The following is a 23,911-nucleotide window of genomic DNA, read 5'->3' as shown; positions in this document are numbered from 1 at the left end:
GGGCTGGGCTTCCGTCCGGGCGTTGTGGGTGCGAAGAGGGGCGGAAACTAGCTGTCCACCCCCTCGCGTCAAGCCGAGCCGGAACGTCACCCATGAACGAAGCCCTGCTGACCCGTATCGCCGAGGCGCTGGAGCGCATCGCGCCGGCCCCGCATGCCCTGCCCCGGCTGGACGGTGCCGACGCCTTTATCTGGCACCCGACGCCCCTGCCCCGCCTCGTGCCCGTTCGCCGCGTCTCCGCTGTCGAGATCGGGTTGCTCCAGGGTGTCGAGCAGCAGAAGGGCCTTCTGCTGGAGAATACACTCCGTTTCGCCCGCGGCCTGCCTGCCAACAACGCCATGCTCTGGGGCGCGCGCGGGATGGGCAAGTCTTCTCTGGTCAAGGCCGCGCATGCCCGGGCCAATGCCGAGATCCCCGGCAGCCTCGCCCTGATCGAGATCGCGCGGGAAGACATCACCACGCTTCCCGAGCTGCTGGAGATCCTTCGCGAGCAGCCCCGCCGTGTGCTGGTCTTCTGCGACGACCTTTCCTTCGAGCGCGAGGATGCCGATTACAAGGCGCTGAAGTCGGTGCTGGACGGCGGCATCGCCGGGCGCCCGCCGAATGTCGTGTTCTACGCCACCTCTAACCGCCGCCACCTGATGCCGCGGGACATGATCGAGAACGAGCAGCAGCGCGCCATCCATGCCAGCGAGTCCGTCGAGGAGAAGGTCTCGCTCTCCGACCGTTTTGGCCTGTGGATCGGCTTCCACAACTGCGACCAGCCTACCTATTTCGCCATGGTCGAGGGCTATGCGAAGGCGCTCGGCCTTCCAGTGGAGCGGGATGTCCTCCTCGCGCGCGCCAAGGAATGGACCATCACCCGCGGCTCCCGCTCCGGCCGCGTGGCCTGGCAGTTCGCGCTGGACATGGCCGGTGAGCTGGGCGTGAAGGTCGCGGCTTGAGCTTCAGCCTGCCAAGGAGACTGGGTGCGCGCCGCGGTGCCGACGGACGCTTCCTGAATCCGGATGGCAGCGTCGCCGGGCATCCGCTCGGGCAGGTGTGGCAGATGATCCGGGAGGGCCAGGGCACCCCCTGGCCCCGCCGGCTCAAGAATCCGTACCAGACGCCGCCTGCCGAACCTCCGCCGGGTCATGCCGCCGTCACCTTCATCGGCCATGCGACCTTCCTGATCCGCATCGCGGGCGGGCCAACCCTGCTGACCGATCCCATCTGGAGTGAGCGCTGCAGCCCACTCCCCTTCCTCGGACCCCGCCGCGCCCGGGCGCCGGGGCTCGCGCTGGAAGCCCTGCCGCCTCTCGATGCCGTTCTGCTCACCCATAATCACTACGACCACATGGACATCTCGACGCTGCGCCGCCTGAAATCGCCGCGTATCGTCACCGGCTTGGGCAACGCCGCTATCCTGGCCCGCAATGGGCTGCGCGGCGCCGAGGAACTGGACTGGTGGGGCGAAACCACCGTCGGCGGCGCCACCATCACCTATCTTCCCGCCCGCCACTTCTCGGCCCGCGGTGTCGGGGACCGCGGACGCTCCCTCTGGGGCGGCTTCGCCATCGGCACGCCGGCGGGCGCCATCCTCTTTGCGGGCGATACGGCCCATGGCGGGCACCTGGCGGAGATTGGCCGTGAACTCGGCCCCTTCGCCATCGGCCTGATCCCGATCGGCGCCTATGAGCCGCGATGGTTTATGCGCAGCGTCCACATGGGGCCGGAAGAGGCGGTGCAGGCGCGGTCCGAGGCGCGCGTGCAAACGGCCATCGCCATGCATTTCGGCACCTTCAAGCTCACTCAGGAAGGAATCGACGAGCCGGCCCGCGCATTGGCTGTTGCCCGCGCCGAGGCCGGGCTGGCGGAAGACTGCTTCATTGTCCCGCGTTTCGGGCAGACCTTGATCCTGCCCCTGCAGGGGGAATCGCCATAGGGCGGAACGCATGCCGGTGATCGGAAGACCAGCTATCGAATCGCCGCCTTGAGCAGATCGAACATCCGGTTCCAATCTTGCTGAAGCTCCTGGCCGATCTCGGTCGGCATCCCCTCCTTGGTGAGGGAGAGTTCCGAGCCCGTTCCGCTCGGCGCGATCTCAACGACCAGCCTTTCACTGGACGGTCCCTGGACCGGCACGCCGAAGGTCATGACGAGGCGCCGCGGCCGATCCAGCTCCAGGAACTCCCCGAAGGCTTCGAGCCGGTCACCGGTGAGGCGGTACACACCACCAACCCCCGCATCCATCTCAAGCGCCGAAATTTTGCCGATGAGCACGGTCAGCAGCCACTGCCGCGCCAGCGCCGGATCCGTCCAGGCATCGAAGACACGCTCGGGCGGTGCCGCGAAGCGCCGCTGCATGTAGGCGCCGTCGGTGCTCGGATCGACGGACATGCGAGGGCCCCTCTGGGCTGGAGCGAGCCGACCCCCGCCCCCTGGCCTAGCGCGCGGTCCCGAAGATCCGCTGCTCCACCTTGTCGCCGACGCGAATGTTGAGCCGCTCCGCCGTTCCGGCCGCCAACTCCAGCGTGGCTCGCACGGGCCCGTTGGAACTGATGGCGGCGAGGCTGCGCGGCACCGTCCGCTCCGCGATCCGCAGCACCACGCCGGACTGCGTGATGAACAGCATGTCCAGCGAAGTGATGGTGTTGCGCATCCACATGCTGCTCTCGCGGGGCTGGCCCCAGTCGAACAGCATCCCCTCATTCGGCCCGACCGAGGGGCGGAACATCAGCCCCACCATCTGCTGCTGCGGATCGATCGCCATCTCCACCTGGAACTCGTGCCGCTTGCCGTCGCGGGTCACGATGGTCAGCGGCTCCGTCGGCAGCTTCGGCTGGGGACCATCCTGGGCCTGGGCAGGGGAGATCCCGGCAGCCGGCGCGAGCGCCAGCAGGCCGAGAAGGAGGCGTCGCCTCATCGTTGTGGCATTCCCTCGGGGATGATGGTTTTGACGAGGGAGGCGTCGAGGGCCTCGTAGTCGTGGTAGCCGATGGTTTCGTAGAGCTGGGCGCGGGTTTGCATGCGCTCGACCATGCCCTGGGTGCCGCCGTCCCGCTGGATGGCGGCGTAGAGCTCCTCCATGGCGCGGTTGGCCACCCGGAGCGCCGAGACCGGCCAGATCACCATGGCATAGCCCATCGCCTCGAACTCCTGGTCCGTGAAGAAGGGCGTGCGGCCGAACTCGGTCATGTTGGCCAGCAGCTTCACGCCGGGCATGCGCCGGGCGAATTCGCGGAACATCTCGGCCGTGGTCAGGGCTTCCGGGAAGATCGCGTCCGCCCCGGCCTCGAGATAGAGCCTCGCCCGCGCCACTGCCCCGTCCATGCCCTCGCTCGCCGCCGCATCGGTGCGGGCGATGAGGGTGAGGTGGCGCCGCGCCTTGCGGGCGGCGGCCACCTTGGCGGCCATGTCATGTGGGTCGGCCAGCTTCTTGTCGTTCAGATGCCCGCATTTCTTGGGCAGCAACTGGTCCTCCAGATGCACCGCCCCCGCGCCGGCCTCCTCGAAGGCGCGGACCATGTGCATGACATTCAGCGCCTCGCCATAGCCGGTGTCGCCATCCACCAGCACCGGCAGGCCAGAGGCGCGCGCCACCTGGCGAATGTGCCAGCACACATCATCGACCGTGATCATGCCGAGATCGGGCAGGCCCATGCCGGCCGACATGGCCGCGCCTGACATGTAGAGCGCCTCGAACCCCGCCCGCCTGGCCAGCAGCGCCGCCATGCCCGTCTGCGCCCCCGGCAGCCGCAGAATGCCCGGCCGCTCCAGCAGCGCGCGAAGCCGCACCCCAGCCGGCGCCTCCGGCAGGTCCTCTCCAATCACATAGGGCATGCATACCTCCCGGAATGTCCTCGCGGGGCGCGCGGGGCGGCCATGGCCGCGCCGACAGGCGGCGCCGTCACCCGAGGCAAAACGCTACCACCCGCGCCCACCAGCGGCCAGACGCGCCCGGCCGACGACGGCTGCGGGCGTGGGTGCCCTTCCCCCGGGCGCGCCCTGCGCCTAGTTTGCGGCGCAAGCGAACACCGCCAAGGAGCAGAACGGATGGACATGACGGGGAGCCGCCGCATCGAGGCGCCGCGCGAGCGGGTCTGGGAGGCGTTGAATGACCCCGCCGTGCTCCAGGCCTCGATCCCCGGCTGCGAGTCCGTGGAGCGCACCGGTCCGGACAGCTTCGCCGCCAAGGTCAGCGTCCGCATCGGCCCCATGTCCGCCAAGTTCGGCGGCAAGGTCACGCTGTCCAACATCAACCCGCCGGCCGGCTACACCATCACGGGCGAAGGCCAGGGTGGCGCCATGGGCTTCGCCCGCGGCGGCGCCGATGTCGCCCTGGTGGAGGAAGGCCCTTCCACCACCACCCTCAACTACAATGTGAAGGCGCAGGTGGGCGGGAAGATGGCCCAGCTCGGCGCAAGGCTGGTCGACAGCACCGCCCGCCAGATGGCGGACCAGTTCTTCGACCGCTTCGCCGCCCAACTCGCCCCGGCACCCGGAACCGACACAATGGCCGCCACTGACACCATGACCGTCCCGCCCACCCCGACGAAGCAGTCGGCGATGCAGGGCCGCACCGCCCCTCCCGCGGCAAGCGGTGGACTGGGCGCCATGCTGGCCGCCATCCCGCGCGAGCCCTATGGCCTGCCCATCAACCTGTGGATCGGCGGCGTCCTGATGCTCGGCGTCCTGGGACTCCTCTTCGTCATTGGCTGATCTCCGCCCACATTCGGCCGCCCTGCCGCCGGACGTTGCCGCCACCCAGGCACTGCTCGAGGCAGGCGGCTATGTCGCGGACAGGGCGCTCGCCACCACGGTGCACCTGGCGCTCGCCATGGGCCGCCCGATCCTGCTGGAGGGCGAACCCGGCACCGGCAAGACCGAGATCGCGAAAGTGCTGGCCGCCCAGCTGCCGCGCCGGCTGGTGCGGCTGCAGTGCCATGACGGCATGGACCTTTCCTCCGCCGCCTATGAGTGGAACCATGCCCGCCAGCTCATGGCGATCCGGCTGGCCGAGACCGCCGGCCAAGCGGACCGCGGCGCGCTGGAACGTGGGCTCTACGACCGCCGCTTCCTGGAGGCCCGTCCCCTCCTCCAGGCCATCGAGGGCAGCCCCGCCCTCCTGCTGATCGACGAGCTCGACCGCGCGGATGAGCCCTTTGAGGCCTTCCTGCTGGAGATCCTGGCCGACTTCCAGATCACCGTGCCGGAGCTGGGCACCATCCGTGCGGAAACGCCCCCGGTGGTCATCATCACCTCCAACCGGACGCGGGAGGTGCATGACGCCATCCGCCGCCGCTGCCTTTACCACTGGGTCGATTACCCGAATGCGGCGCGGGAACGCGCCATCCTGGCCCGGCGGGCACCGGAGGTTTCGGCGGCCCTCTCGGCCCAGGTGGTGGCCTTCACCCAGGGGCTGCGCGGCGGCGACGCCTTCTTCAAGCCGCCTGGCGTGGCCGAGACGATCGACTGGGCCCGCGCGCTGACTGCGCTCGACCGGCGCGAACTCGAGCCCGCCTCGGCCGAGGCCACGCTGGGCGTGCTGCTGAAATACCAGGATGACATCGCGAAGCTGCGCGGCGCGGAGTTGGCTCGCCGCGTGGAGGAGGCGCGCGAGGCGGCGCCGTGAGGCGCTTTCGCCCGTGAGCGCCCTTGCGCCCAATCTCCTCGCCTTCGGGCGGATGCTGCGACGCGCCGGCCTGCCGGTTGGCCCCACCGAGAGCCTGGCCGCCGCCGAGGCGCTGGGGCATGTGCCGGTCGGAGACCGGGAGGCCTTCCGGGCTGCCCTCCGCGCAACGATGATCCGCCGCCGCGAGCACTTCGAGGTCTTCGACGCGGCTTTCGACCTCTTCTGGCGTAACCCCGACGCGCCGGTCCGCGCGCCCGGCGCGGATGACCCGCCGCCCGAGCGCGTGCCGCCGGCCGCCCGCCGCGCATCCGAGGCCATGCCCGGCGGCGGCCCGCCCAGGCCCCCGGCCGGCGAGCCGGAACGCCGCGAGGATTCGGCGCTGACCGTCAGCGACGCCGAACGGCTGAACCGCTTGGATTTCGAGTCCATGACGGCAGAGGAGATGGAGGAGGCCAAGCGCGCCATCCGCCGCCTGACCCTGCCCTTGGCCGAACACCCGATCCGCCGCTTCCGCCCGGATCCCAGCGGGCCGCGCGTCGATCTCCGCGCAACCATCCGGGCCTCGATGCGGCTGGGGGGCGAGATCGCCACCATCTCCCGCCGCCGTCGCGTCACACGGCCGCCGCCGCTGGTGCTTCTCTGCGACGTTTCGGGAAGCATGGCGCGCTACGCGCAGATCCTGCTGCATTTCCTTCATGCGGTGGAGAACAACCGGGACCGGGTGCACAGCTTCGTCTTCGGCACGCGCCTGACCAACGTCACCCGCGCACTGCGCCATCGCGACCCGGAGGTCGCCTTCCAGGCTGTCGGCCATATCCTGCCGGACTGGTCCGGCGGCACCCGCATCGGCGAATCGCTGGACCGGTTCAACCGCCTCTGGGCGCGGCGGGTGCTGGGTCAGGGCGCGGTCGTGCTGCTCATCACGGACGGGCTGGACCGGGGCGGCGCCGAGGGGCTTTCCGAGGCCGCCGAGCGCCTTTCCCATTCCTGCCGGCGGTTGATCTGGCTCAACCCGTTGCTCCGCTTCGCCGGCTTCCAGCCCCGCGCTGCGGGTATACGTGCCCTGCTACCGCATGTTCATGAGCACCGGCAGGTCCATAATCTGGATAGCCTGCGTGCGCTGGTCGCGACGCTTTCGGCGGATGCGTCCGCGGTCGGGCGAAATCAGGGGAGGCCTGCATGAGCGGCACCGAGGACATCCTGGGGACCGCCCGCGCCTGGCGCGCGGCGGGAGAGCGCGTGGCCCTGGCCACAGTGGTTGAGACCTGGGGCTCCTCGCCCCGCCCCGCCGGTTCACGGCTTGCCGTCACCGCCACCGGGCGGCTGGCTGGCTCGGTTTCCGGCGGCTGCATCGAAGGCGCGGTGGCCGACGTGGCGAAGCAGGTGATGGAGAGCGGCACGCCGCAGTTGCTGGACTTCGGCATCACTGACGAGCGCGCCTGGGAGGTCGGGCTGGCCTGCGGTGGCAAGCTGAAGGTCTTCGTGGAACCCTTGGCGTGACCCCGGAACTACTCGAGACGCTCCAGGCCGCCCGGGCGGCACGGCGTCCGGTGGCGCTGCTGACCCGCATGCCGGATGGCGCCCAGCGCCTCCATCCCGACGAGACCCTGTCCCCCGCCCTGGCCCAAGCGGCCGAGGCCGCCCTGCGTGACGACCGCGCGGGGCCGGTGACGCTGGAGGGCGAGAGCTGGTTCATCCACCCGCAGACCCCGCCGCCGCGGCTGATCGTGGTCGGCGCCGTGCATGTGGCCCAGGCCCTGGTTCCCATGGCGGCCTCGGTGGGCCTTGCGGTGACCATCGTGGACCCGCGCCGCGCCTTCGCCACCGAGGAGCGTTTCGCCGCCGACGCCACCCTCGTCACGGAATGGCCGGACGACGCGCTGGCGGCATTGAAGCCCGACTCGCGCACCGCCATCGTCACCCTCACCCATGACCCGAAGCTGGACGATCCGGCACTCGACGCCGCGCTGCGGTCGGACGCCTTCTATATCGGCGCCCTCGGCAGCCGCCGGACCCATGCCAAGCGCGTGGACCGGCTCACCGAGGCAGGGCACGGGCCGGATGCCATCGCCCGCATCCAGGCGCCGGTCGGGCTCGATATCGGGGCCGTCACGGCGCCGGAGATCGCGCTTTCGATCATCGCGCAGGTGGTCGCCGCCCGGCGGGGCAAGCTGCACGGGGGACGGCCCGCATGATCTTCGGCCCTACCCCCATCAACGAGGCGCGCGGCGCCATCCTTGCCCATACGCTGCGCCTGCCGGATCGCGTGCTGAAGAAGGGCACCGTGCTGGATGCCGCAGCCCTCGATGCGCTGCGCGCGGCGCGGCATACGGAGGTGATCGCCGCCCGGCTGGAATCCGGCGACGTGCCGGAGGACGAGGCCGCCGACCGCATGGCCAATGCCATGCTCCGCCCGCTCATCGCCCGCAGCCGCGCCGCGACCGGCCGCGTCAACCTGACAGCCGAGACCCAGGGCCTGCTGCGGGTGGACGCGGCGCTCATCGATCGGCTGAACGCGCTGGACGAAAGCCTCACCCTCGCGACGCTGGCGGATTTCAGCGTGGTGCAGCCGAAGGACATGCTCGCGACGCTGAAGGTCATCCCCTTCGCCGTGCCCGCCAGCGCCCTGCAGGTGGCCGAGGCCATGCTGCGCGGGGCCCCTGCCCTCACCCTGCATCCCTTCCGCCCGCTGCGCGTCGGCTTGGTGGCGAGCGAGCTGCCGGGCCAGAAGGACAAGGTGATCGAGAGCGGCGCCGAGGCCACCCGCACCCGGATCGAGGCGCTGGGCGGCACCATGCTGCCCGCCGAGCGGTGCACGCATGAGACCGCCGCCATCGCCGACGCCCTCTCCCGTCTGCGTAAGGCCGGGGCCGAGATGCTCCTGGTGATGGGCGCTTCCGCAGTGGTGGACCGGCGTGACGTGGCCCCGGCCGCCATCATCCGCGCAGGCGGGGTGATCGAGCATTTCGGCATGCCGGTGGATCCGGGGAACCTGCTTTGCCTCGGCCGCATCGGGGAAATTCCGGCCATGGTCCTGCCCGGCTGCGCCCGCAGTCCGAAGGTGAACGGCTTCGACTGGGTGCTGGAACGTGCCTTCGCCGGTGTTCCCGTGACGCCGAAATCCGTCATGCGGATGGGAGTTGGCGGGCTGCTGAAGGAGATCGAGACCCGCCCGCTGCCCCGCGGCGATGCCCCCCGCACCGCCCCTTCAGTCGCGCCGCGCCGCCCTCGCAAGGTGGCCGCGCTGGTGATGGCCGCCGGCCGGTCCCGCCGCATGGCGCCGCTGAACAAGCTGATGGTCGCCGACAAGGCCGGCCAGGCCATGATCACCCGCGTGGTGGACAATGCCCTGGCCAGCCGCGCCCGGCCGGTACTGGTGGTCACCGGTCATGAGCGGGACCGGGTGGAGGAGGCGCTGGCCGGCCGGCCCGTGCTGACGACCCATGCGGATACTTATGCCGAAGGCCTCTCCGCCTCCCTCAAGGCGGGAATTGCCGCCCTGCCCCCGGATGTGGAGGGCGTGCTGGTGCTGCTCGGCGACATGCCGCTGGTCAGCCCGGCCATGCTGGACCGCATCCTGGCCGCCTTCGACCCGGAGGAGGGTCGCGCGATCATCCAGCCCACCTTCCGGGGCAAGCAGGGCAATCCCGTGCTTTGGGGCCGCGAGTTCTTCGAGGAGATCCTCGCCATAACCGGCGATGTCGGCGCCCGATATCTCACCGGTCGCCACGGCGACCGGCTGTTCAACGTGGAAATGGCCGATGACGGCGTGCTGCGGGACTTCGACACGGCTGAGACGCTGAAGGGACTGTAGGGCCCCTTCGCTCAGCCGAGCAGGGCCTCCACCCAGGCGGCATGGGCAAGCAATGCTGCGTCGCCGCCCACCCGGCCGACGAGTTGGACGCCGAGCGGCATCCCGTTCGGCCCGATCCCGGCCGGGATGGTGATGCAGGGCGCGTGAAGCGCGGTCCAGAGGAGGTTGGCAACGGGATTCCCCGTCGAATCCAGCCCGAGCGGCGCCTCGCCTGGGGCACTGGCGGTCAGGATCAGGTCGTACTCCCCCATGAGGTCCGCGAAGGCATGGCGGCCGGTGGCCAGCGTCTCGCGCGCGGCAGGAAGGGCCTCGGGCGCAAGGGCTCCGGCCCAGTCCATCGCCTCCCGCAACACCGCGGAGAGCTGGTCCGGTGCCGCCGCCAATTCCCAGGCGAGCGCGTGGCGGGTCTCGCCCTGCATCACCACCGGATGCGCCGCGGCCGCGGCAGCGAGCGCCTCCGGTAGGCTAGGCGAGGAGACCCGCGCCCCCGCCTGTGACAGGACCGCCGCCACCCGCTCCAGCAGCGCCCGGGTTTCGTGCGCCAGCGCTGCCTCGTCATGGCCGGGAATCAGCGCGACGCTCGGCGCCGAGGGGCGGACGCCCGCCACCGGCGTCCAGTCAAGCCCGGCGCAGGCGCCGGCCAGCAGGGCACAGCCGGCCACGTCGCGCGCCATGGTGCCGATCGTGTCCAGCGTCTCGCTCATCAGCTTCATGCCGCCCCGATGAATCATTCCGTAGCTCGGCTTGAAGCCGGTGACCCCGCAGAAGGCGGCGGGCCGGATCACCGAGCCGCCCGTCTGGGTGCCCAGTGCGAGCGGGAAGAAGCCCGCCGCGACACCGGCCGCCGAGCCCTGCGAGGATCCGCCCGGTGTCCGCGCCGGATTATGCGGGTTGACCGTCGGCCCAGGCCTGCGCGTGGCGAATTCCGTCGTCACCGTCTTGCCGGCGACGATGCCGCCCGCCGCCCGCAGCAGTGCCACGCAGGCGGCGTCCGCCCTGGGGCGGTGCCCATCCCAGATCGGCGAGCCGTAGCCACTGGGCAGGTCCGCCGTGTCCAGCACGTCCTTCACCCCCACCGGCAGGCCGGCCAGAGGCGAGTCGGGCCGCGCCATCCGCGCGGCGCCGCGCCAGGCGTCCTGGTCCAGCGCGAAAAAGGCTTGGATCGCCCCCTCCCGCTCGGCCACGCGCTCCAGCAGCGCCTCGGTCAGCGCGAGGGGGGTGAGCCGCCCGGCCCGGAGGCGTTGCAGCAGGGTGGCGGCCGGGAGGTCGGAGGGCGTGCTCATCAGCGAAGCCGACGCGCCTGAGCGGCGCGGGTCAACCCCTGACCTTTCCGGCCGGCCGCACCACCTCTCGCGCACCATGCCCACCGCCTATGCAATCCCCTTCCCGCCGGAAGCCACGCCCGCTGTCGCGCCACGCGACCTCCTCTCGGCCTGGGACGCGGCGCGGGACGCTGCCACGGCCGCGTTGGAAGGTCCGCCGCGCGCCTTCCGCTTCGCCGGCGACCCGTCGCTCGACCTGGTTCTGGAGGACCGCGACGCCTGCTGCTGGGCGGAAGCGCTGGACCGCCGCATCGGCCTCGACCATGCCGAGGGCATGGCGACCCTCCTCCGCCTCCTCGCTCTGCTGGAGGTGATGGGGCGGGCGCCCTGGATGCGTGGCCTTTTCGACATCGGGCGCGAGGGGACGCTGCTCCACCCCGATCTTCTGCGCGCCGCCGCCACGCAGCCCCTGGACGCCGCGGCCCGGTTCGATGAAGAGGGCTTGCGGCACCGCCTCGCGCGGCCGAGCCTGACGCCCAGCAAGACCCCCGGAGCAACGCCCGCATGAAGTTCCAGCCCCTCGCGCTGCTCCCCGCGCTCGTGACGGTCGCCACCCTCGCCGCCTGCGCAGCCCCCCCGCCGGCCACTGGCGCGGATCGCGAGCGCGCAGCGGCCAGCGCCGCCTGCCGGACCGAGGCCGAGCGCGTGGTCCGCTACCGCGATCGCGGCCAGCTGATGCGGCAGGACGACTACAATGCCCGTGTCGGCACCACCTCCAATCTCGGGCCGCAAGTGATCACGGACCAGATCGCTCAGGTCTATGACCGCGACCGGATGGCGGCCGAATGCATGCGGGGAGCCTCGGGGCCCGAAACGCCGCGTGCCCCGGCCGCGCGCGCGCCGGCCGGAGGGCCGCCCGGGCGCTGAGGCGCCCTTGCCCAACCCCTTCGCCCGGATCGTCGCCGGCCCGCTCAGCCGGGCCATGGCCAGCCGCAACGCGCGGATATTCTTCGGTGCCAGCCTCGGCGCCTGGACCGGGCTCTGGATGCATCGCATCGGGGTCGCTTGGTTGGCCTGGGAGCTGACGCGCAGCGCCGCCTGGGTCGGGCTAATCGCCTTCGCCGATCTTGCACCGGCCGTTCTGGTCAGTCCGGTCGCGGGCGCAATCGCGGACCGTGTGGACCGCGTGCGGCTCACCATGGCCTCGCAGGGGGTCATCGCGATCGAGGCCATGACGGTCGCCGCCCTTGCCGCCACGGGCCATGTCTCCATCGGCCTGCTCTTCGCGCTCGAACTGGTGAGCGGCACCGCCGCCTGCTTCGCCCAGCCGGCGCGGCAGACCCTGATCCCCGCGCTGGTCGGGCGGGAGGACCTGCCGGCGGCCATTGCCGCCAACAGCCTGCTCTTCAACGTGGCGCGCTTCATTGGCCCGGGGCTGGCGGGCTTCGTCATCGCAGGATGGGGCGTGGCGCCGGCAATCTTCTGCAACGCCATCGGGCATGGCTTCGCAACCCTCTCCCTGCCCTGGCTGCGGCTGGACCCGGCCCAGCGGCGAGGCCACCCTGCCACCAACTCCCTTCTTGCCGAGACGCTGGAAGGCTTCGGCTATGCGATCCGCCATCCGGGCCTCGGGCCACTCTTCGCCTTCGCGGCGGTATCCTCCGTCCTGCTGCGCGGCGTGCAGGAGATCCTGCCGCCCTATGTCGAGCGCCTCTTCGGGCGCGGCGCGGAGTCCCTGGCCTTACTGACTGCGAGCTTCGCCGTGGGAGCGCTCATCGCCGGCGTGGCCGTCGCCTCGCGCGGGCGGCTGGCGGGCACCACACGGATCGTGGTGCTGGCGATTTCCTGTCAGGTCCTTGCCACCATGGGTTTCGTGGCCACCGGGCATTTCGGCTTCGCCCTGCTCTGCGGTGCCGCCATCGGCGCCAGCGCGTCGGCCCATGGCATTTCGGTGCAGATCCTGGCCCAGACCGCGGCGGCGCCGGCCATGCGCGGGCGGGTCATGTCGCTATGGGCCCTCGTCTCGCGCGCCTGTCCGGCGCTGGGCGCGCTGATGCTGGGCATGGCGGGGGAAGCCCTGGGGCTCCGTCTCCCGACCCTTGTGGCGACGATCCTCGCCCTTGGCGTCTTCGTCTGGGGCCTGACCCGGATGCGCCGGATCGCCCACGCCCTCGAAGGGTCTAAGGAGGAAAAGGCTTGATGCTCGACGCAGCACTGGTGGGGATGGGACGCTGGGGGCAGACCCTGGTGGACAGCGTTCAGGGCCGCAACGGCACCGGCATCCGCTTCGTGGCCGGGGCCACGCGCACGCCGGGCAGGGCGCGCGCCTGGGCCACGGAGAAAGGGCTGGACCTGCTGCCGGACCTGGATGCGGTCCTGGCCGACCCTCGGGTGAAGGCTGTGGTGCTGGCGACCCCGCACAAGCAGCATGCGGAGCAGGTGATCGCCGCCGCACGAGCGGGCAAGCATGTCTTCGTCGAGAAGCCTTTCACCCTCTCCAAGGCAAGCGCCGAGGCGGCGGTCGCGGCCTGCCGCGAGGCCGGGGTGGTGATGGCACTGGGCCATAACCGCCGCTTCCTGCCCGCCGTGCTCGAGATGAAGCGGCTCCTGGCCGAAGGAGTGCTGGGCACGCTGCTGCATGTCGAGGGCCAGATCAGCGGCGCCAATGCCGATAACTGGAAAGCCGGCATGTGGCGGGCCGACCCGCATGAGAGCCCGCTCGGCGGCATGGGCGCCATGGGCATCCACATGATTGACGCCATGATCAATCTTGCGGGCCCGATCGAGCGCGTGTCGGTCATCAGCCAGGCCCAGGTGTTGACCAATGGTCTGGACGACACCACTGCCATGCTCTGTCGCTTCCACGGCGGCCCGACAGGCCTGTTCGCCACCCTTGCTTCCGCGCCGCGCGTGTGGCGCCTGGCGTTGTTCGGCAGCCAGGGGCGGGTGGAGCAGCGCGATCTTGAGACGTTGGTCTTCCACCCGCGCCAGGGCGAGGGCTGGGAGCGCCGATTCGATTCGGCCGATATCGAGCGCGCCGAGCTGGAGGCCTTCGCCGCTGCGGTGGCCGGTGGCCCCGCCTATCCGCTGCCGCTGGAGGACGCCATCCATGGCGTCAGCGTCTTCGAGACCATGATCCACGCCAATGCCAGCGGCGGCCCCGCCTTGGTTCCCTGACGCCGGTTCGCTGGCCCGCGGCCGGCGCCGCGGGGCGGCGACTTGCCGCCCCCCCTCCCGGGGCCCTAGAAGCCCCGCGCCATTCCGGCCACGGAGCATCCATCCATGAGCGCGATCCTTCGCAAGGGCAGCAACCCCGTTCTGTCCAATTCCGTCGAGTATCACGGCTTCGTCTACCTGGCGGGTATCACCGCCGACGACCTTTCCCAGGACGTGTCCGGCCAGACCCAGCAGATCCTCGCCAAGATCGATGCCGCGCTCGAGGAGCACGGCACAGACAAGACGCGCCTGCTGCAGGCCCAGGTCTGGCTGAAGGACATCCGCGACCGCGACGCGCTGAACAAGCTGTGGGTGAGCTGGCTTCCGGCTGGCGGCGCGCCGGTGCGCGCCTGCGTGGAGGCCAATATGGCCGATCCGCGGCACCTGGTGGAAATCATGGTCACCGCCTGCCGCTGAGAGCCATGGAACGGCGCGGGGAATCCTGCGCCGTTCCTACTTTCAAGAAGTCCAACTTCCTCAGACTACTGTGGTTTACCTGCCGCAACACTGTGGCAACTCCTGCCGAAGCTCAGTTCGGTAGGAATTCGGTCCCGATCGCGACTTCGAGAGTAATCTACCTCAGGCGAATCACGTCCCATTGCCCACTGAAACACGGCGCCCGGTTGCCGAGGTTTCATGCTCCCCGGTAACACCGCCGTGACATCGCCAGCCAAGGCGAGACCGGCGAAGCCGGCGGGGGCTAACGGAATTTCGCTTGGGGGACTTCATGCGGGCAAAAAGCACTGCCGTTGCGATTTTCGTGGCTTGCGGGTTCGTCCTCACGCCGCAACTCAGCTCTACGGCGGATGCTTCCTCCCCTAACCGGGGTGGCGCCAAGCATGTTTCCGCGTCCCACTCCGCTCCGGCGGCACAGCAGCGACAGCCCCAGGCGCGCTCAGTTCGTGCCACCACCGGGGCGAAGGCTGCGATCCGTCGCGGGGTTTCCCGCGCACAGACGGCCGTGGACGTCTCCATCCCGCGCGGCAGCATTTCCTGCGTGCCCTATGCTCGCATGGTCACCGGTCTCCAGGTCACCGGCAATGGCGGCACCTGGTGGAACAACGCCGCAGGCATCTACCAGCGCGGCCATCGTCCCGAACCCGGCTCGGTCCTCGTCTTCCGCTCCTCCGGCGGCATGCGCATGGGGCACGTTGCCGTGGTGGAGCGCCAGGTGAGCGCCCGTGAGATCACCGTGCACCACGCGAACTGGGAAGGCCCGGGGATCCGCAAGGGCACAGTGACCCGCAACATCTCCGTGGTGGACGTGTCCGACGCCAACGACTGGACCGCGGTCCGCGTCCAGGTCGGCCATGACGCCGACACCTATGGCCGCACTTATCCGACCTACGGCTTCATCTTCAACCGCCCCGACGGCTTCCCGGCACAGCGCGGCCCCATCATGGTCCGCCATGGCGGCACGATGCAGGAAGTGGCCGAGGCCCCGGAGCAGGGCGGCCAGGCCCAGAGCCCGCACCAGCGCTTCATCAATACCTCGATCGGTGGCCTGGGCATCGAAGGCGGTCGCTGAGCCGCCGTCCTCCACCAGGGCAATGGTAAGAAGGGGCGGCGGACTATGGTCCGCCGCCCCTTCGCCGTTTCAGGGCCGGAAGCGGCCGTCCTTGGCTGGCATCGATTCGTCCCTAGGACGCGCTGCTTCCAACCGGCTCGTCCTTAGCCGTTTCCGGGAGCCAGTCGGCGGCCGTGGCGATCTCCACGCGGTTACGCCCATTCGCCTTGGCCCGGTAAAGCGCGATGTCGGCGGTCGCCGCCAACTGCTCCATGGTGCAATCCGGAACCGCCACCGCAACGCCGATGCTGATGCTCACCTCGAGCGCTCGGTCGCCCACGCGCATCGGTTCCTCGCAGACGGAAAGGCGCAGCCGCTCCGCCACCATCCCGGCATCGTCAGCCGGCTGCGGCGCCATGGCGACGACGAACTCCTCGCCCCCGAAGCGGGCCACCACATCCACCGCGCGCAAATGCAGGCGCAGCCGCTCGGCCACCTCCCGCAGCACGGCGTCGCCAAAGGCATGGCCGTAGGTGTCGTTGACCAACTTGAAGCGGTCCACATCGATCAGCAGCAGCGTTGCGCCCCCGGAGCGGAGCAGGCCTTCCAGGTGGCGCATGACATAGCGGCGGTTCCGCAGCCCGGTTAGGCTGTCCGTGACCGCCATCTCCAAGCTGCGCTGCAGGTCGGCGCGGAGCCGTTCCTGGTAGCGCTTGCGGCGGATCTGGTTTCGCGCACGCGCACGAAGCTCATTCGCGTCTACCGGGCGCAGAACATGGTCGTTCGCGCCGATGTCGAAGCCGCGCAGCACCTGGTTCCGCTGGTCCGCATCTGCCACGAGCAGGACCGGCACCTCCCGCATTGAGGATTGCGCGCGCATGCGGGAGGCCAGCCGCAGCCCCTCCCCGTCATCCAGCCAGAGGCTGAGCACGGCAAGGTCGAAATCCTCGTTCAGCAACTTGTCCCAGGCCATGTTCACATCCGTCGCCCGCGTCACCAGGATGCCGTCCTGGGCGAGGATATCGGACAGCGCCTGGGCCTCGGAATCATCCTCCGTCGCCAGCAGGGCACGGGCGCCCTCCACGCTCCTGGACGGATCGGGCATCGGCTCGAAGCCCAGGTCCCTCGCGGTTTCGGCGCGCAACCGGAAGGCGTCGAGCACCTGCTTCGTCCGTAGCAGGGCACGCAGCCGCGCGAAGAGGGTGGTGTGGTCCACGGGCTTGGAAAGGAAGTCGTCGGCCCCCGCCTCGAGCCCGCGCACCCGCTCCGTCTGGTCGACGAGGGCCGTGATCATCACCACCGGGATATGGGTGGTCTGCGGCGCCGCCTTCAGCAGGCGGCACACCTCGTAGCCATCCATACCCGGCATCATCACGTCCAACAGGATGACGTCGGGGGCCCAGGACTGTGCCAGCCGCAGCGCCTCGGCGCCGGAGCTTGCGAGGGCGACCTCGTAATACTCGGCGTTAAGACGGGCCTCGAGGAGCTTGAGGTTGGCGGCAATGTCGTCAACCACCAGGACACGCGCGGTCATGGATGGGTGGGACCTCTCCGGACGCGGATCGAAGCCCCTCCGTGAACGCGGAAGGTCGCCCGATAACTCCTTGAGCCCTCACGCATTGGCGGGATCGGCTGTGATCAAGGCTTTACGAATCCCGCCTTCCTGAATGGCCACGCTGCATAACGTGTTCCCGTGATGAGAGATACACAAGACATCTCCGTCCGGGACCGCAAGGGCATGAACTTCAGCGCCGGGTGAATTGCGTGGTGCCGAACAGGTTTTCCTTTTCCTTGTCGGACATCGGCCCCTGGCGCTGCCGCTCCGACAGGACGGCAAGGCCCCGCATTACCGCCGGCCGCGCCTCGATCACCTCGGTCCAGCGCCGGACCGAGGGGAATTCCGCGGGATCGATGCCGCGCCGCTCGGGGTTCCGCACCCAGGGGAAGGTTGCGATATCAGCGATGGAATAGTCGTCCCCTGCCAGCCAGGTCGCGCCGGAGAGGCGCTTTTCCAGCACGCCATAGAGCCGCCGGACCTCCTTGGTGTAGCGCTCGATGGCGTAGGGGATCTTCTCCGGCGCATAGTTGGCGAAGTGGTTCCACTGGCCGAACATCGGGCCGACGCCCCCCATCTGGAACATCAGCCACTGCAGGCAGATGGCGCGCGCAGCCGGGTTGGCCGGGATGAGGCGGCCGGTCTTCTCCGCCAGATGAATAAGGATGGCGCCGGACTCGAAGAGCGGCAACGGCGCCCCCCCAGGTCCGTCCGGATCGACGATGGCAGGGATGCGGTGGTTTGGCGTGATGGCCAGGAATTCGGGCCGGAACTGGTCCCCGGCGCCTATGTCCACCGGCACAACGCGATAGGGAAGCTCAAGCTCCTCCAGGGCAATATGGACCTTGTGCCCGTTTGGAGTGGGCCAGCTCCAGAGCTCGATCGTCATGTCCGGGGACTCCGCTCGTTCCGGGCGGAACTTCCGGCGTCGCCGGGGCGGCGGCAAGCCCGCCCCTGCGTCACGATTCCTGGCGTCGCGATTCCCGCCCTGGATTTAGGCATTGCCCGAGAGGTAGTCCATGGCGGCCGCCACCCCGCCCCCCTCATGCGGGACGCCTGCAACGCGGAGCCCCATCTCCACCCCGCCGAGCGTGCCGAGCAGCGACAGGTCGTTGAAGGCGCCGAGATGGCCGATGCGGAAGACGCGGTCGTTCAGCCGGCCCAGCCCGTTGCCCAGGGACATGTCGAAGCGCTCGAGGATGGTCGCGCGGAGGGCATTGGCGGAATGGCCTTCCGGCAGGCGCACCGCGGTCAGCGCCGAGGAGAAGTGCCGCGGCTCGGCGCATTGCACCTCCAGCCCCCAGCTGCGCACGGCTCGGCGGGTTGCCTCCGCGTGGCGGTCGTGCCGCGCGAAGACATTGGGGAGGCCTTCCTCGGCCAGCATGTCGAGCGCGGTGTCCAACGCGTAGAGCATGTTGGTGGCCGGGGTATAGGGGAAGTATCCAGTGGCGTTGGAGGCCAGCATCGGCTTCCAATCCCAGAAGCTCCGCGGCAGCCTAGCCGTCTCGCTAGCCTTCAGAGCCTTTTCCGACACCGCATTGAAGGAGAGGCCGGGGGGAAGCATCAGCCCCTTCTGGCTGCCCGAGATGGTGACATCCACGCCCCAATCGTCGTGCCGGTACTCGATGGAGCCGAGCGAGGAGATGGTGTCCACCAGCAGCAGCGCCGGGTGTCCAGCGGCGTCCATGGCCTTCCGCACTTCGTCGATACGCGACGTGCAGCCCGTGCTCGTCTCGTTATGGACGACGCAGACGGCCTTGATCTCATGCCCCTTGTCGGCGCGCAGCGCCGCTTCAATCGCGGGCACGTCGGCGGCTTGGCGCCAGTCGGTCTCCAGCAGGCGGGGCTTCAGGCTCAGCCGCTCCGCCATCTCCCGCCAGAGATGCGCGAACCAGCCCGTCTCGCACATCAGCACCGTGTCGCCGGGCGACAGCGTGTTCACCAGCGCCGCCTCCCATGCGCCGGTGCCCGAGGCTGGAAAGATGATCACCGGGCCGCTGGTGCCGAAGACCGGCTTCAGCTTCTCCAGAACCCGCTTCCCAAGCACGCCGAAATCCGGGCCCCGATGATCCATGGTGGGGTTGTCGAGGGCGCGAAGGACGCGGTCCGGCACATTGGTCGGCCCGGGGATCTGCAGGAAATGCCGGCCGTTCTCGGGCCGAGAGGTGAAATAGGCCATGGGCGTCCTCCGCTCTGGCCAGCGGGTCTAGCGCCCTCCCCCATGCTGCGCCAATGAGTTCGGCGCGTTCGATTGATGAGGATTATGGATGCGACGGCCCGGGCCCCCTCGGCTAGCTTGCGCATCCCAGGAGACGCCCGAATGAATGCCATCACCCGGTCGCGCATCACCCCCGGCGACAGCCGCCTCTCTGCCCGCCTGAAGCGGGAAACCCAGGGCGATGTCCTGTTCGGCGCCGGGGACCGTGGCCGCTACGCCACGGATGCCAGCATCTACCAGGTGGAACCGGTCGGCGTGCTCGTCCCCCGCACGGTGGAGGATGTAGCCGCCGCGATGGCCATATGCCGGGAAGAAGGCATTCCCGTCCTGCCGCGCGGCGCCGGCACCAGCCAGTGCGGCCAGACGGTAAACCGCGCGCTGGTGATGGATTGCAGCCGGTACCTGCGGAACGTCGTCTCGGTGGACAAGGCCGCCATGCGCGCCACGGTGCAGCCCGGAATTGCTTTGGGCGCGCTTAACGATGCGCTGAAGAAGGACGGGCTGTTCTTTCCGGTCGACCCTTCAACCTGGGCCCGTTGCACCATCGGCGGCATGGCGGCGAACAACTCCTGTGGTTCGAAGTCCATCCGCTACGGGTTGATGGCCGACAACGTGCTCTCGATCGACGCCCTTCTGCCGGGTGGCGAGCGCTTCACCTTCAGCGACCTGCCGGAGAACCTCGGCGAAGGCGTGCCGGCGACGGTGGCGGAGTTGGTCAACCGCCTGCGCGCACTCGGCGCCGCCGAGGCGGCCGAGATTGCCGCGCGCTTCCCCAAGGTGCTGCGCCGGGTGGGCGGCTACGACTTGGAATCCCTCACACCGGAAGGCCGCGCCGCCGGCCGCGGCAACCTCGCGCGCATCCTGGTGGGCAGTGAGGGAACCCTCGCCTTCTCGGCAGGGCTGGACCTGAAGCTCTGGCCCATCAAGCCGCGCAAGGTGCTCGGCATCTGCCAGTTCCCGAGCTTCCGCCGGGCGATGGAGGCATCGAAGCACCTCGTCACCCTCGACCCGGAGGCGGTGGAGTTGGTCGACCGCACGATGATCGACCTCGGCCGCTCCATCGCCATCTATCGCGACACGATCGATAGGATCGTCATCGGCGAGCCCGACTCCCTACTCATCGTCGAGTTCCACGGGCATGACGATGCGGCCCTTCTGCGCGACCTGGCGCGGCTGGAGGAGATGATGGGCGACCTCGGCCTGCCCGGGCAGGTCGTGCGCTGCGTCGATGCAGGCTTCCAGGCCGCCGTCGCCGAGGTGCGCGAGGCCGGGCTGAACATCATGATGTCCATGAAAGGCGACGGGAAACCCGTCTCCTTCATCGAGGACACGGCGGTCCCGCTGGACGATCTGGCCGACTACACCGAACGGCTGAACGAGGTTTTCGAGCGTCATGGCACCAAGGGCACCTGGTACGCCCATGCCAGCGTCGGCTGCCTGCATGTCCGCCCCGTGCTGAACATGAAGGACGGCAGCGACGTGCGCCGGATGCGCGAGATCGCCGAGGAATGCTTCGCCCTGGTGCGCGAATACAAGGGCAGCCACTCCGGCGAGCATGGCGACGGCATCGTCCGCTCCGAATTTCATGAAAGCATGTACGGCCCGCGCATCGTCCGAGCCTTCGAGACGGTGAAGGACGCCTTCGATCCCAACGCCATGATGAATCCGGGCCGGGTGGTGCGGCCGCCGCGCATGGATGACCGCAGCCTGTTCCGCTACCCGCCGGATTATGCGGCGGATCCTGCCGTGACGCCGGTGCTCGACTGGTCTGCCTGGCCCGGCCCGCAGGGCGGCCTGCTTGGCGCCGTGGAGATGTGCAACAACAACGGCACCTGCCGGAAATTCGACGCCAATGTCATGTGCCCGAGCTTCCGCGCCACGCGCAACGAGCGGGACGTCACCCGCGGCCGGGCCAACACGCTGCGCCTGGCGCTCACGGGACAGCTGGGTCCCGATGCCCTGGCCTCGGACGAGGTGGCGGAGGCCCTATCCCTTTGCGTCTCCTGCAAGGCCTGCCGCCGTGAATGCCCGACGGGTGTGGACATGGCGCGGATGAAGATCGAGGCGCAGCACGCGCGGGCGAAGAAGCATGGCGTTTCGGCGAAGGACCGGCTCATCGCCACCATGCCGCGCTGGGCGCCGCTGGCCTCGCGGGCGCCCTTCCTGGCCAATGCGCGCGAATGGGTGCCGGGCGCGCGGGCGCTGGGCGAGCGCATGCTCGGCTTCACGAAGGAACGCGCCCTGCCCCGCTTCGCCGCCGCGCCCTTCCGCGACCTGGGTGAGGAGGCGCCGGCGACGCGCGGCGATGTCATCCTGCTTGCCGACACCTTCAACCGGTATTTCGAACCGGAGAACCTGCACGCCGCCATCCGCGTGCTTCGGGCCGCCGGCTATCGCGCGCTTTCGGTGAAGGCCGCCGACGGCAACCGCCCGCTCTGCTGCGGCCGCACCTATCTCGCGGCGGGGATGGTGGATGAGGCACGCGCCGAGGCGCGCCGCACCATGGATGCGCTCTCGGGCTCGGACCTGCCGGTGCTGGGGCTTGAACCCTCCTGCCTGCTCACTCTGCGCGACGAGTTCCGCGGCCTGCTGCCTGGAGAGGAGGCGGACCGGCTGGCCGGCCGCGCCATGCTCCTTTCGGAGTTCCTCATGCGGGAGAAGGTGGAGCTGCCGCTGAAGCCGGTGGCCGCCGCCGCCGCCCATATCCATGGCCACTGCCACCAGAAGTCCTTCGGCGCCTTCCCAGATGCGGTGAAGGCATTGCGGACCGTGCCGGGGCTGGAGGTGAAGCCCATCACCTCCTCCTGCTGCGGCATGGCGGGTGCATTCGGCTACGACGCGCGGCGGGTGGAAGCCTCCAGGGCCATGGGCGAGTTGTCACTGGCCCCCGCGGTGAGGGCGGCGCCCGAGGGGGACGTCATCGTGGCCGATGGCACATCCTGCCGGCACCAGATCGCCGACCTGACGGGGCGGCCGGCACTGCACAGTGTCCGTGTGCTCGACATGGCGCTGGAGGAAGGCCGGTGAGGGACGCGATCCTCGACCTCTGGTTCGGCCGCGAGCCGGACCTGTACCGCGATGCCTGGTTCCGCGCGGATCCAGCCTTCGATTCAGCGCTCCGGAACGCTTTCGGCCCCACGGCCGAGCAGGCGGCGCGGGGCGAGCTTTCGGACTGGGTATCGGAGCCGCTTGGCGCGCTCGCCCTTTGCCTGTTGCTCGACCAGGTTCCGCGCAACATCCATCGCGGCACCGCGCGTGCCTTCGCCGCCGATCCGCTGGCACGGGACGTGGCGCAGGAGGCGGTGCTGGTACGGCGCCATGATCTACGGCTGACACCGATGCAGCGCATCTTCCTCTATCTTCCTTTCGAGCATTCCGAGGCGATGACGGACCAGGATCTTTCGGTCGCCCTGTTCGAAGGCTTGCGCGACGACCCGCGCGCCGCCGCGCCGGGTGGCGCGATCGACTACGCCTGGAGGCACCGGAGGGTAGTGGCCCGATTCGGCCGCTTTCCACACAGGAATGCCGCTCTGTTGCGCGTGAACAGCGAGGCTGAGGCGGCGTTCCTCGCCCGATTCGGTGGGTTTTAAAGGGTTTCTGCAACCGGCGGTTGTGGCGGAACGGCAACATCCCAGGCGTGTTGCCTGGGGGGTGATGCAAGAGCTGGTTGTGCATTGCATTGTGGCCCAAGCGAATTTTTAACCTGCCGCAATCCGCCGGCGACGAATCGAAGGATCAGAGACTTGATGTCCCGCCTCCGCGCAGCCCTGCTGACCACAACTGTCGTGGCGCTTCCCCTCGCCGCCCAGGCTCAGCCGATCACCGGCCTCTACATTGCCGGTGGTGCGGGGTTCAACCATCTGCAGGAGACGAAGGACTCGCTGTCCGGCAACGCCCTGGCCGCCGCGCGGGCAGCCGGCATTCCGACCACGGCGACGGTGGAATGGGAGAATGGCTTCGCCGGCGTTGTGTCGCTGGGCTGGGGCTTCGGCAACGGCCTGCGCACCGAGCTCGAAGGCTTCTACCGCCAGAACGACTTCGACAGCACTACCGCGGCGGGCGTGACCAGCCGTACCAATGGCGGGCACCTCTGGCAGGCGGGCGCCATGGTGAACGTCCTGTATGATCTCGACCTTCGCCGCTTCGGCTGGGCCGAGCCGATTTTCACGCCCTATTTCGGCGGCGGCATCGGCTGGTCCTTCGTGGCGCAGGACAATGTGCGCGCCGAGTTCCGCCCGACGCGTTCGCAGACTCTCGTCACGGATGACGACGACAACGTCTTCGCTTTCCAGGGCGTCGTCGGCGCCGCCTTTCCCCTGGGCGTGCCCGGGCTGAGCCTGACCGCCGAGTATCGCTTCTTCGGCACGACCGGGCCGAACTTCCAGGTCACCCAGACGCAGACGATCGCGAACCGGACGACCCGGAGCAACGCGGGCATGGAGAACTTCAACCACTCCGCCCTGATCGGCCTGCGTTATGCCTTCAACGCGCCGCGCCCGGCGCCGGCTCCTGTCGTGGCCCCGGCTTCGGCCGCTGCCCCGGCTCCGGCCCGCACCTACCTGGTGTTCTTCGACTTCGACCGTGCTGACCTGACGGACCGTGCCCGCCAGATCATTGCCGAAGCCGCCCAGGCGGTGACCAGCACCGGCACGACGCGCATCGAAGTGGCCGGCCATGCCGACCGCTCGGGCACGCCGCAGTACAACCAGCGCCTGTCCATGCGCC

Annotated in this window: 24 protein-coding genes; 17 read left to right on the top strand and 7 right to left on the bottom strand. The window is 69.7% G+C overall.

Annotated features, from left to right (window positions below):
- The first annotated feature begins 92 nt into the window (after positions 1 to 92).
- Both GSE44_RS20970 and GSE44_RS20965 read left to right on the top strand, forming a co-directional pair.
- On the top strand, positions 93 to 944 hold the full coding sequence (locus tag GSE44_RS20970; RefSeq protein WP_159350785.1) for an ATP-binding protein: 852 nt from the start codon (positions 93 to 95) through the stop codon (positions 942 to 944).
- Positions 941 to 1,924: an MBL fold metallo-hydrolase gene (locus GSE44_RS20965; RefSeq protein WP_235925013.1), complete on the top strand. Its 984-nt coding sequence runs from the start codon at positions 941 to 943 to the stop codon at positions 1,922 to 1,924. The genes GSE44_RS20970 and GSE44_RS20965 overlap by 4 nt, the downstream gene beginning before the upstream one ends.
- A 32-nt stretch (positions 1,925 to 1,956) precedes the next feature.
- Here the strand turns inward: GSE44_RS20965 and GSE44_RS20960 are convergent, their stop codons facing one another.
- From GSE44_RS20960 to prpB, 3 genes are read right to left on the bottom strand one after another with little or no spacing between them, the layout of a single operon-like run.
- Positions 1,957 to 2,379, bottom strand: a complete 423-nt coding sequence (locus GSE44_RS20960) for an SRPBCC family protein (protein WP_159350784.1) — start codon at positions 2,377 to 2,379, stop codon at positions 1,957 to 1,959.
- A 46-nt stretch (positions 2,380 to 2,425) separates the two neighbouring features.
- Complete coding sequence (locus GSE44_RS20955; RefSeq protein WP_159350783.1) at positions 2,426 to 2,905, bottom strand: DUF192 domain-containing protein; 480 nt, start codon at positions 2,903 to 2,905, stop codon at positions 2,426 to 2,428.
- Positions 2,902 to 3,822, bottom strand: coding sequence for a methylisocitrate lyase (gene prpB, locus GSE44_RS20950; protein ID WP_159350782.1), 921 nt, complete (start codon positions 3,820 to 3,822; stop codon positions 2,902 to 2,904). The genes GSE44_RS20955 and prpB overlap by 4 nt, the downstream gene beginning before the upstream one ends.
- A gap of 213 nt (positions 3,823 to 4,035) precedes the next feature.
- Here prpB and GSE44_RS20945 point away from each other — a divergent pair, with 213 nt between their 5' ends.
- From GSE44_RS20945 to GSE44_RS20920, 6 genes are read left to right on the top strand one after another with little or no spacing between them, the layout of a single operon-like run.
- Positions 4,036 to 4,701: a CoxG family protein gene (locus tag GSE44_RS20945; RefSeq protein WP_159350781.1), complete on the top strand. Its 666-nt coding sequence runs from the start codon at positions 4,036 to 4,038 to the stop codon at positions 4,699 to 4,701.
- Positions 4,694 to 5,614 carry an AAA family ATPase gene (locus tag GSE44_RS20940; protein ID WP_201306163.1) on the top strand — a complete coding sequence of 307 codons (921 nt, stop codon included), beginning with the start codon at positions 4,694 to 4,696 and terminating at the stop codon, positions 5,612 to 5,614. The genes GSE44_RS20945 and GSE44_RS20940 overlap by 8 nt, the downstream gene beginning before the upstream one ends.
- A 13-nt stretch (positions 5,615 to 5,627) precedes the next feature.
- The gene (locus GSE44_RS20935) at positions 5,628 to 6,797 is read left to right on the top strand and encodes a vWA domain-containing protein (protein WP_235925012.1); all 1,170 of its coding nucleotides are present in this window, start codon (positions 5,628 to 5,630) and stop codon (positions 6,795 to 6,797) included.
- Positions 6,794 to 7,114 carry an XdhC family protein gene (locus GSE44_RS20930; protein WP_159350779.1) on the top strand — a complete coding sequence of 107 codons (321 nt, stop codon included), beginning with the start codon at positions 6,794 to 6,796 and terminating at the stop codon, positions 7,112 to 7,114. Before GSE44_RS20935 ends, GSE44_RS20930 begins: the two co-directional genes overlap by 4 nt.
- Positions 7,111 to 7,809 carry an XdhC family protein gene (locus GSE44_RS20925; protein ID WP_201306162.1) on the top strand — a complete coding sequence of 233 codons (699 nt, stop codon included), beginning with the start codon at positions 7,111 to 7,113 and terminating at the stop codon, positions 7,807 to 7,809. Before GSE44_RS20930 ends, GSE44_RS20925 begins: the two co-directional genes overlap by 4 nt.
- Positions 7,806 to 9,428 (top strand): NTP transferase domain-containing protein, encoded by a 1,623-nt coding sequence (locus GSE44_RS20920; protein ID WP_159350778.1) that lies wholly within the window; start codon positions 7,806 to 7,808, stop codon positions 9,426 to 9,428. The genes GSE44_RS20925 and GSE44_RS20920 overlap by 4 nt, the downstream gene beginning before the upstream one ends.
- An 11-nt stretch (positions 9,429 to 9,439) precedes the next feature.
- Here GSE44_RS20920 and GSE44_RS20915 read toward each other — a convergent pair whose 3' ends face one another.
- Positions 9,440 to 10,711, bottom strand: coding sequence for an amidase (locus GSE44_RS20915; protein ID WP_159350777.1), 1,272 nt, complete (start codon positions 10,709 to 10,711; stop codon positions 9,440 to 9,442).
- Here GSE44_RS20915 and GSE44_RS20910 point away from each other — a divergent pair.
- The 6 genes from GSE44_RS20910 (at position 10,704) to GSE44_RS20885 (ending at position 15,434) form a co-directional block, all read left to right on the top strand.
- Positions 10,704 to 11,258 carry a hypothetical protein gene (locus GSE44_RS20910; protein ID WP_235925011.1) on the top strand — a complete coding sequence of 185 codons (555 nt, stop codon included), beginning with the start codon at positions 10,704 to 10,706 and terminating at the stop codon, positions 11,256 to 11,258. The two genes, GSE44_RS20915 and GSE44_RS20910, sit on opposite strands and share 8 nt — an antisense overlap.
- Positions 11,255 to 11,617, top strand: coding sequence for a hypothetical protein (locus tag GSE44_RS20905; RefSeq protein ID WP_159350776.1), 363 nt, complete (start codon positions 11,255 to 11,257; stop codon positions 11,615 to 11,617). Before GSE44_RS20910 ends, GSE44_RS20905 begins: the two co-directional genes overlap by 4 nt.
- A gap of 7 nt (positions 11,618 to 11,624) precedes the next feature.
- The gene (locus GSE44_RS20900; RefSeq protein WP_235925010.1) at positions 11,625 to 12,890 is read left to right on the top strand and encodes an MFS transporter; all 1,266 of its coding nucleotides are present in this window, start codon (positions 11,625 to 11,627) and stop codon (positions 12,888 to 12,890) included.
- The gene (locus tag GSE44_RS20895) at positions 12,890 to 13,867 is read left to right on the top strand and encodes a Gfo/Idh/MocA family protein (protein WP_235925009.1); all 978 of its coding nucleotides are present in this window, start codon (positions 12,890 to 12,892) and stop codon (positions 13,865 to 13,867) included. Before GSE44_RS20900 ends, GSE44_RS20895 begins: the two co-directional genes overlap by 1 nt.
- A 105-nt stretch (positions 13,868 to 13,972) precedes the next feature.
- Positions 13,973 to 14,323, top strand: coding sequence for a RidA family protein (locus GSE44_RS20890; RefSeq protein WP_159350774.1), 351 nt, complete (start codon positions 13,973 to 13,975; stop codon positions 14,321 to 14,323).
- A 544-nt stretch (positions 14,324 to 14,867) separates the two neighbouring features.
- Positions 14,868 to 15,434: a CHAP domain-containing protein gene (locus GSE44_RS20885; RefSeq protein WP_235925008.1), complete on the top strand. Its 567-nt coding sequence runs from the start codon at positions 14,868 to 14,870 to the stop codon at positions 15,432 to 15,434.
- 112 nt (positions 15,435 to 15,546) lie between these two features.
- On the opposite strand, the gene GSE44_RS20880 is transcribed toward GSE44_RS20885, so the two are convergent.
- The 3 genes from GSE44_RS20880 to GSE44_RS20870 all read right to left on the bottom strand — a co-directional run bounded on the left by GSE44_RS20880 (position 15,547) and on the right by GSE44_RS20870 (position 19,147).
- Positions 15,547 to 16,947, bottom strand: a complete 1,401-nt coding sequence (locus GSE44_RS20880) for a PleD family two-component system response regulator (protein ID WP_159350773.1) — start codon at positions 16,945 to 16,947, stop codon at positions 15,547 to 15,549.
- 211 nt (positions 16,948 to 17,158) lie between these two features.
- Complete coding sequence (locus GSE44_RS20875) at positions 17,159 to 17,857, bottom strand: glutathione binding-like protein (protein WP_159350772.1); 699 nt, start codon at positions 17,855 to 17,857, stop codon at positions 17,159 to 17,161.
- Positions 17,858 to 17,962: 105 nt separating this feature from the next.
- A complete protein-coding gene (locus GSE44_RS20870) occupies positions 17,963 to 19,147 on the bottom strand; it encodes a pyridoxal-phosphate-dependent aminotransferase family protein (protein ID WP_159350771.1) in 1,185 nt (394 codons plus the stop codon).
- A 141-nt stretch (positions 19,148 to 19,288) separates the two neighbouring features.
- Between GSE44_RS20870 and GSE44_RS20865 the strand changes: the two genes are divergently transcribed.
- From GSE44_RS20865 to GSE44_RS20855, 3 genes are all read left to right on the top strand, one after another.
- Positions 19,289 to 22,213, top strand: a complete 2,925-nt coding sequence (locus GSE44_RS20865) for an FAD-binding and (Fe-S)-binding domain-containing protein (protein ID WP_159350770.1) — start codon at positions 19,289 to 19,291, stop codon at positions 22,211 to 22,213.
- Positions 22,210 to 22,776, top strand: a complete 567-nt coding sequence (locus GSE44_RS20860) for a DUF924 family protein (protein ID WP_159350769.1) — start codon at positions 22,210 to 22,212, stop codon at positions 22,774 to 22,776. The genes GSE44_RS20865 and GSE44_RS20860 overlap by 4 nt, the downstream gene beginning before the upstream one ends.
- Before the next feature lie 156 nt (positions 22,777 to 22,932).
- The coding region (locus GSE44_RS20855; protein WP_159350768.1) for an OmpA family protein at positions 22,933 to 23,911 on the top strand (979 nt) is incomplete at its 3' end.

Source organism: Muricoccus harenae, from assembly GCF_009848505.1.
Classification (GTDB): Bacteria; Pseudomonadota; Alphaproteobacteria; order Acetobacterales; family Acetobacteraceae; genus Roseomonas; species Roseomonas harenae.
Note: the sequence above shows the minus strand (reverse complement) of the source record. Positions and strands in the feature narration are given on the sequence as shown.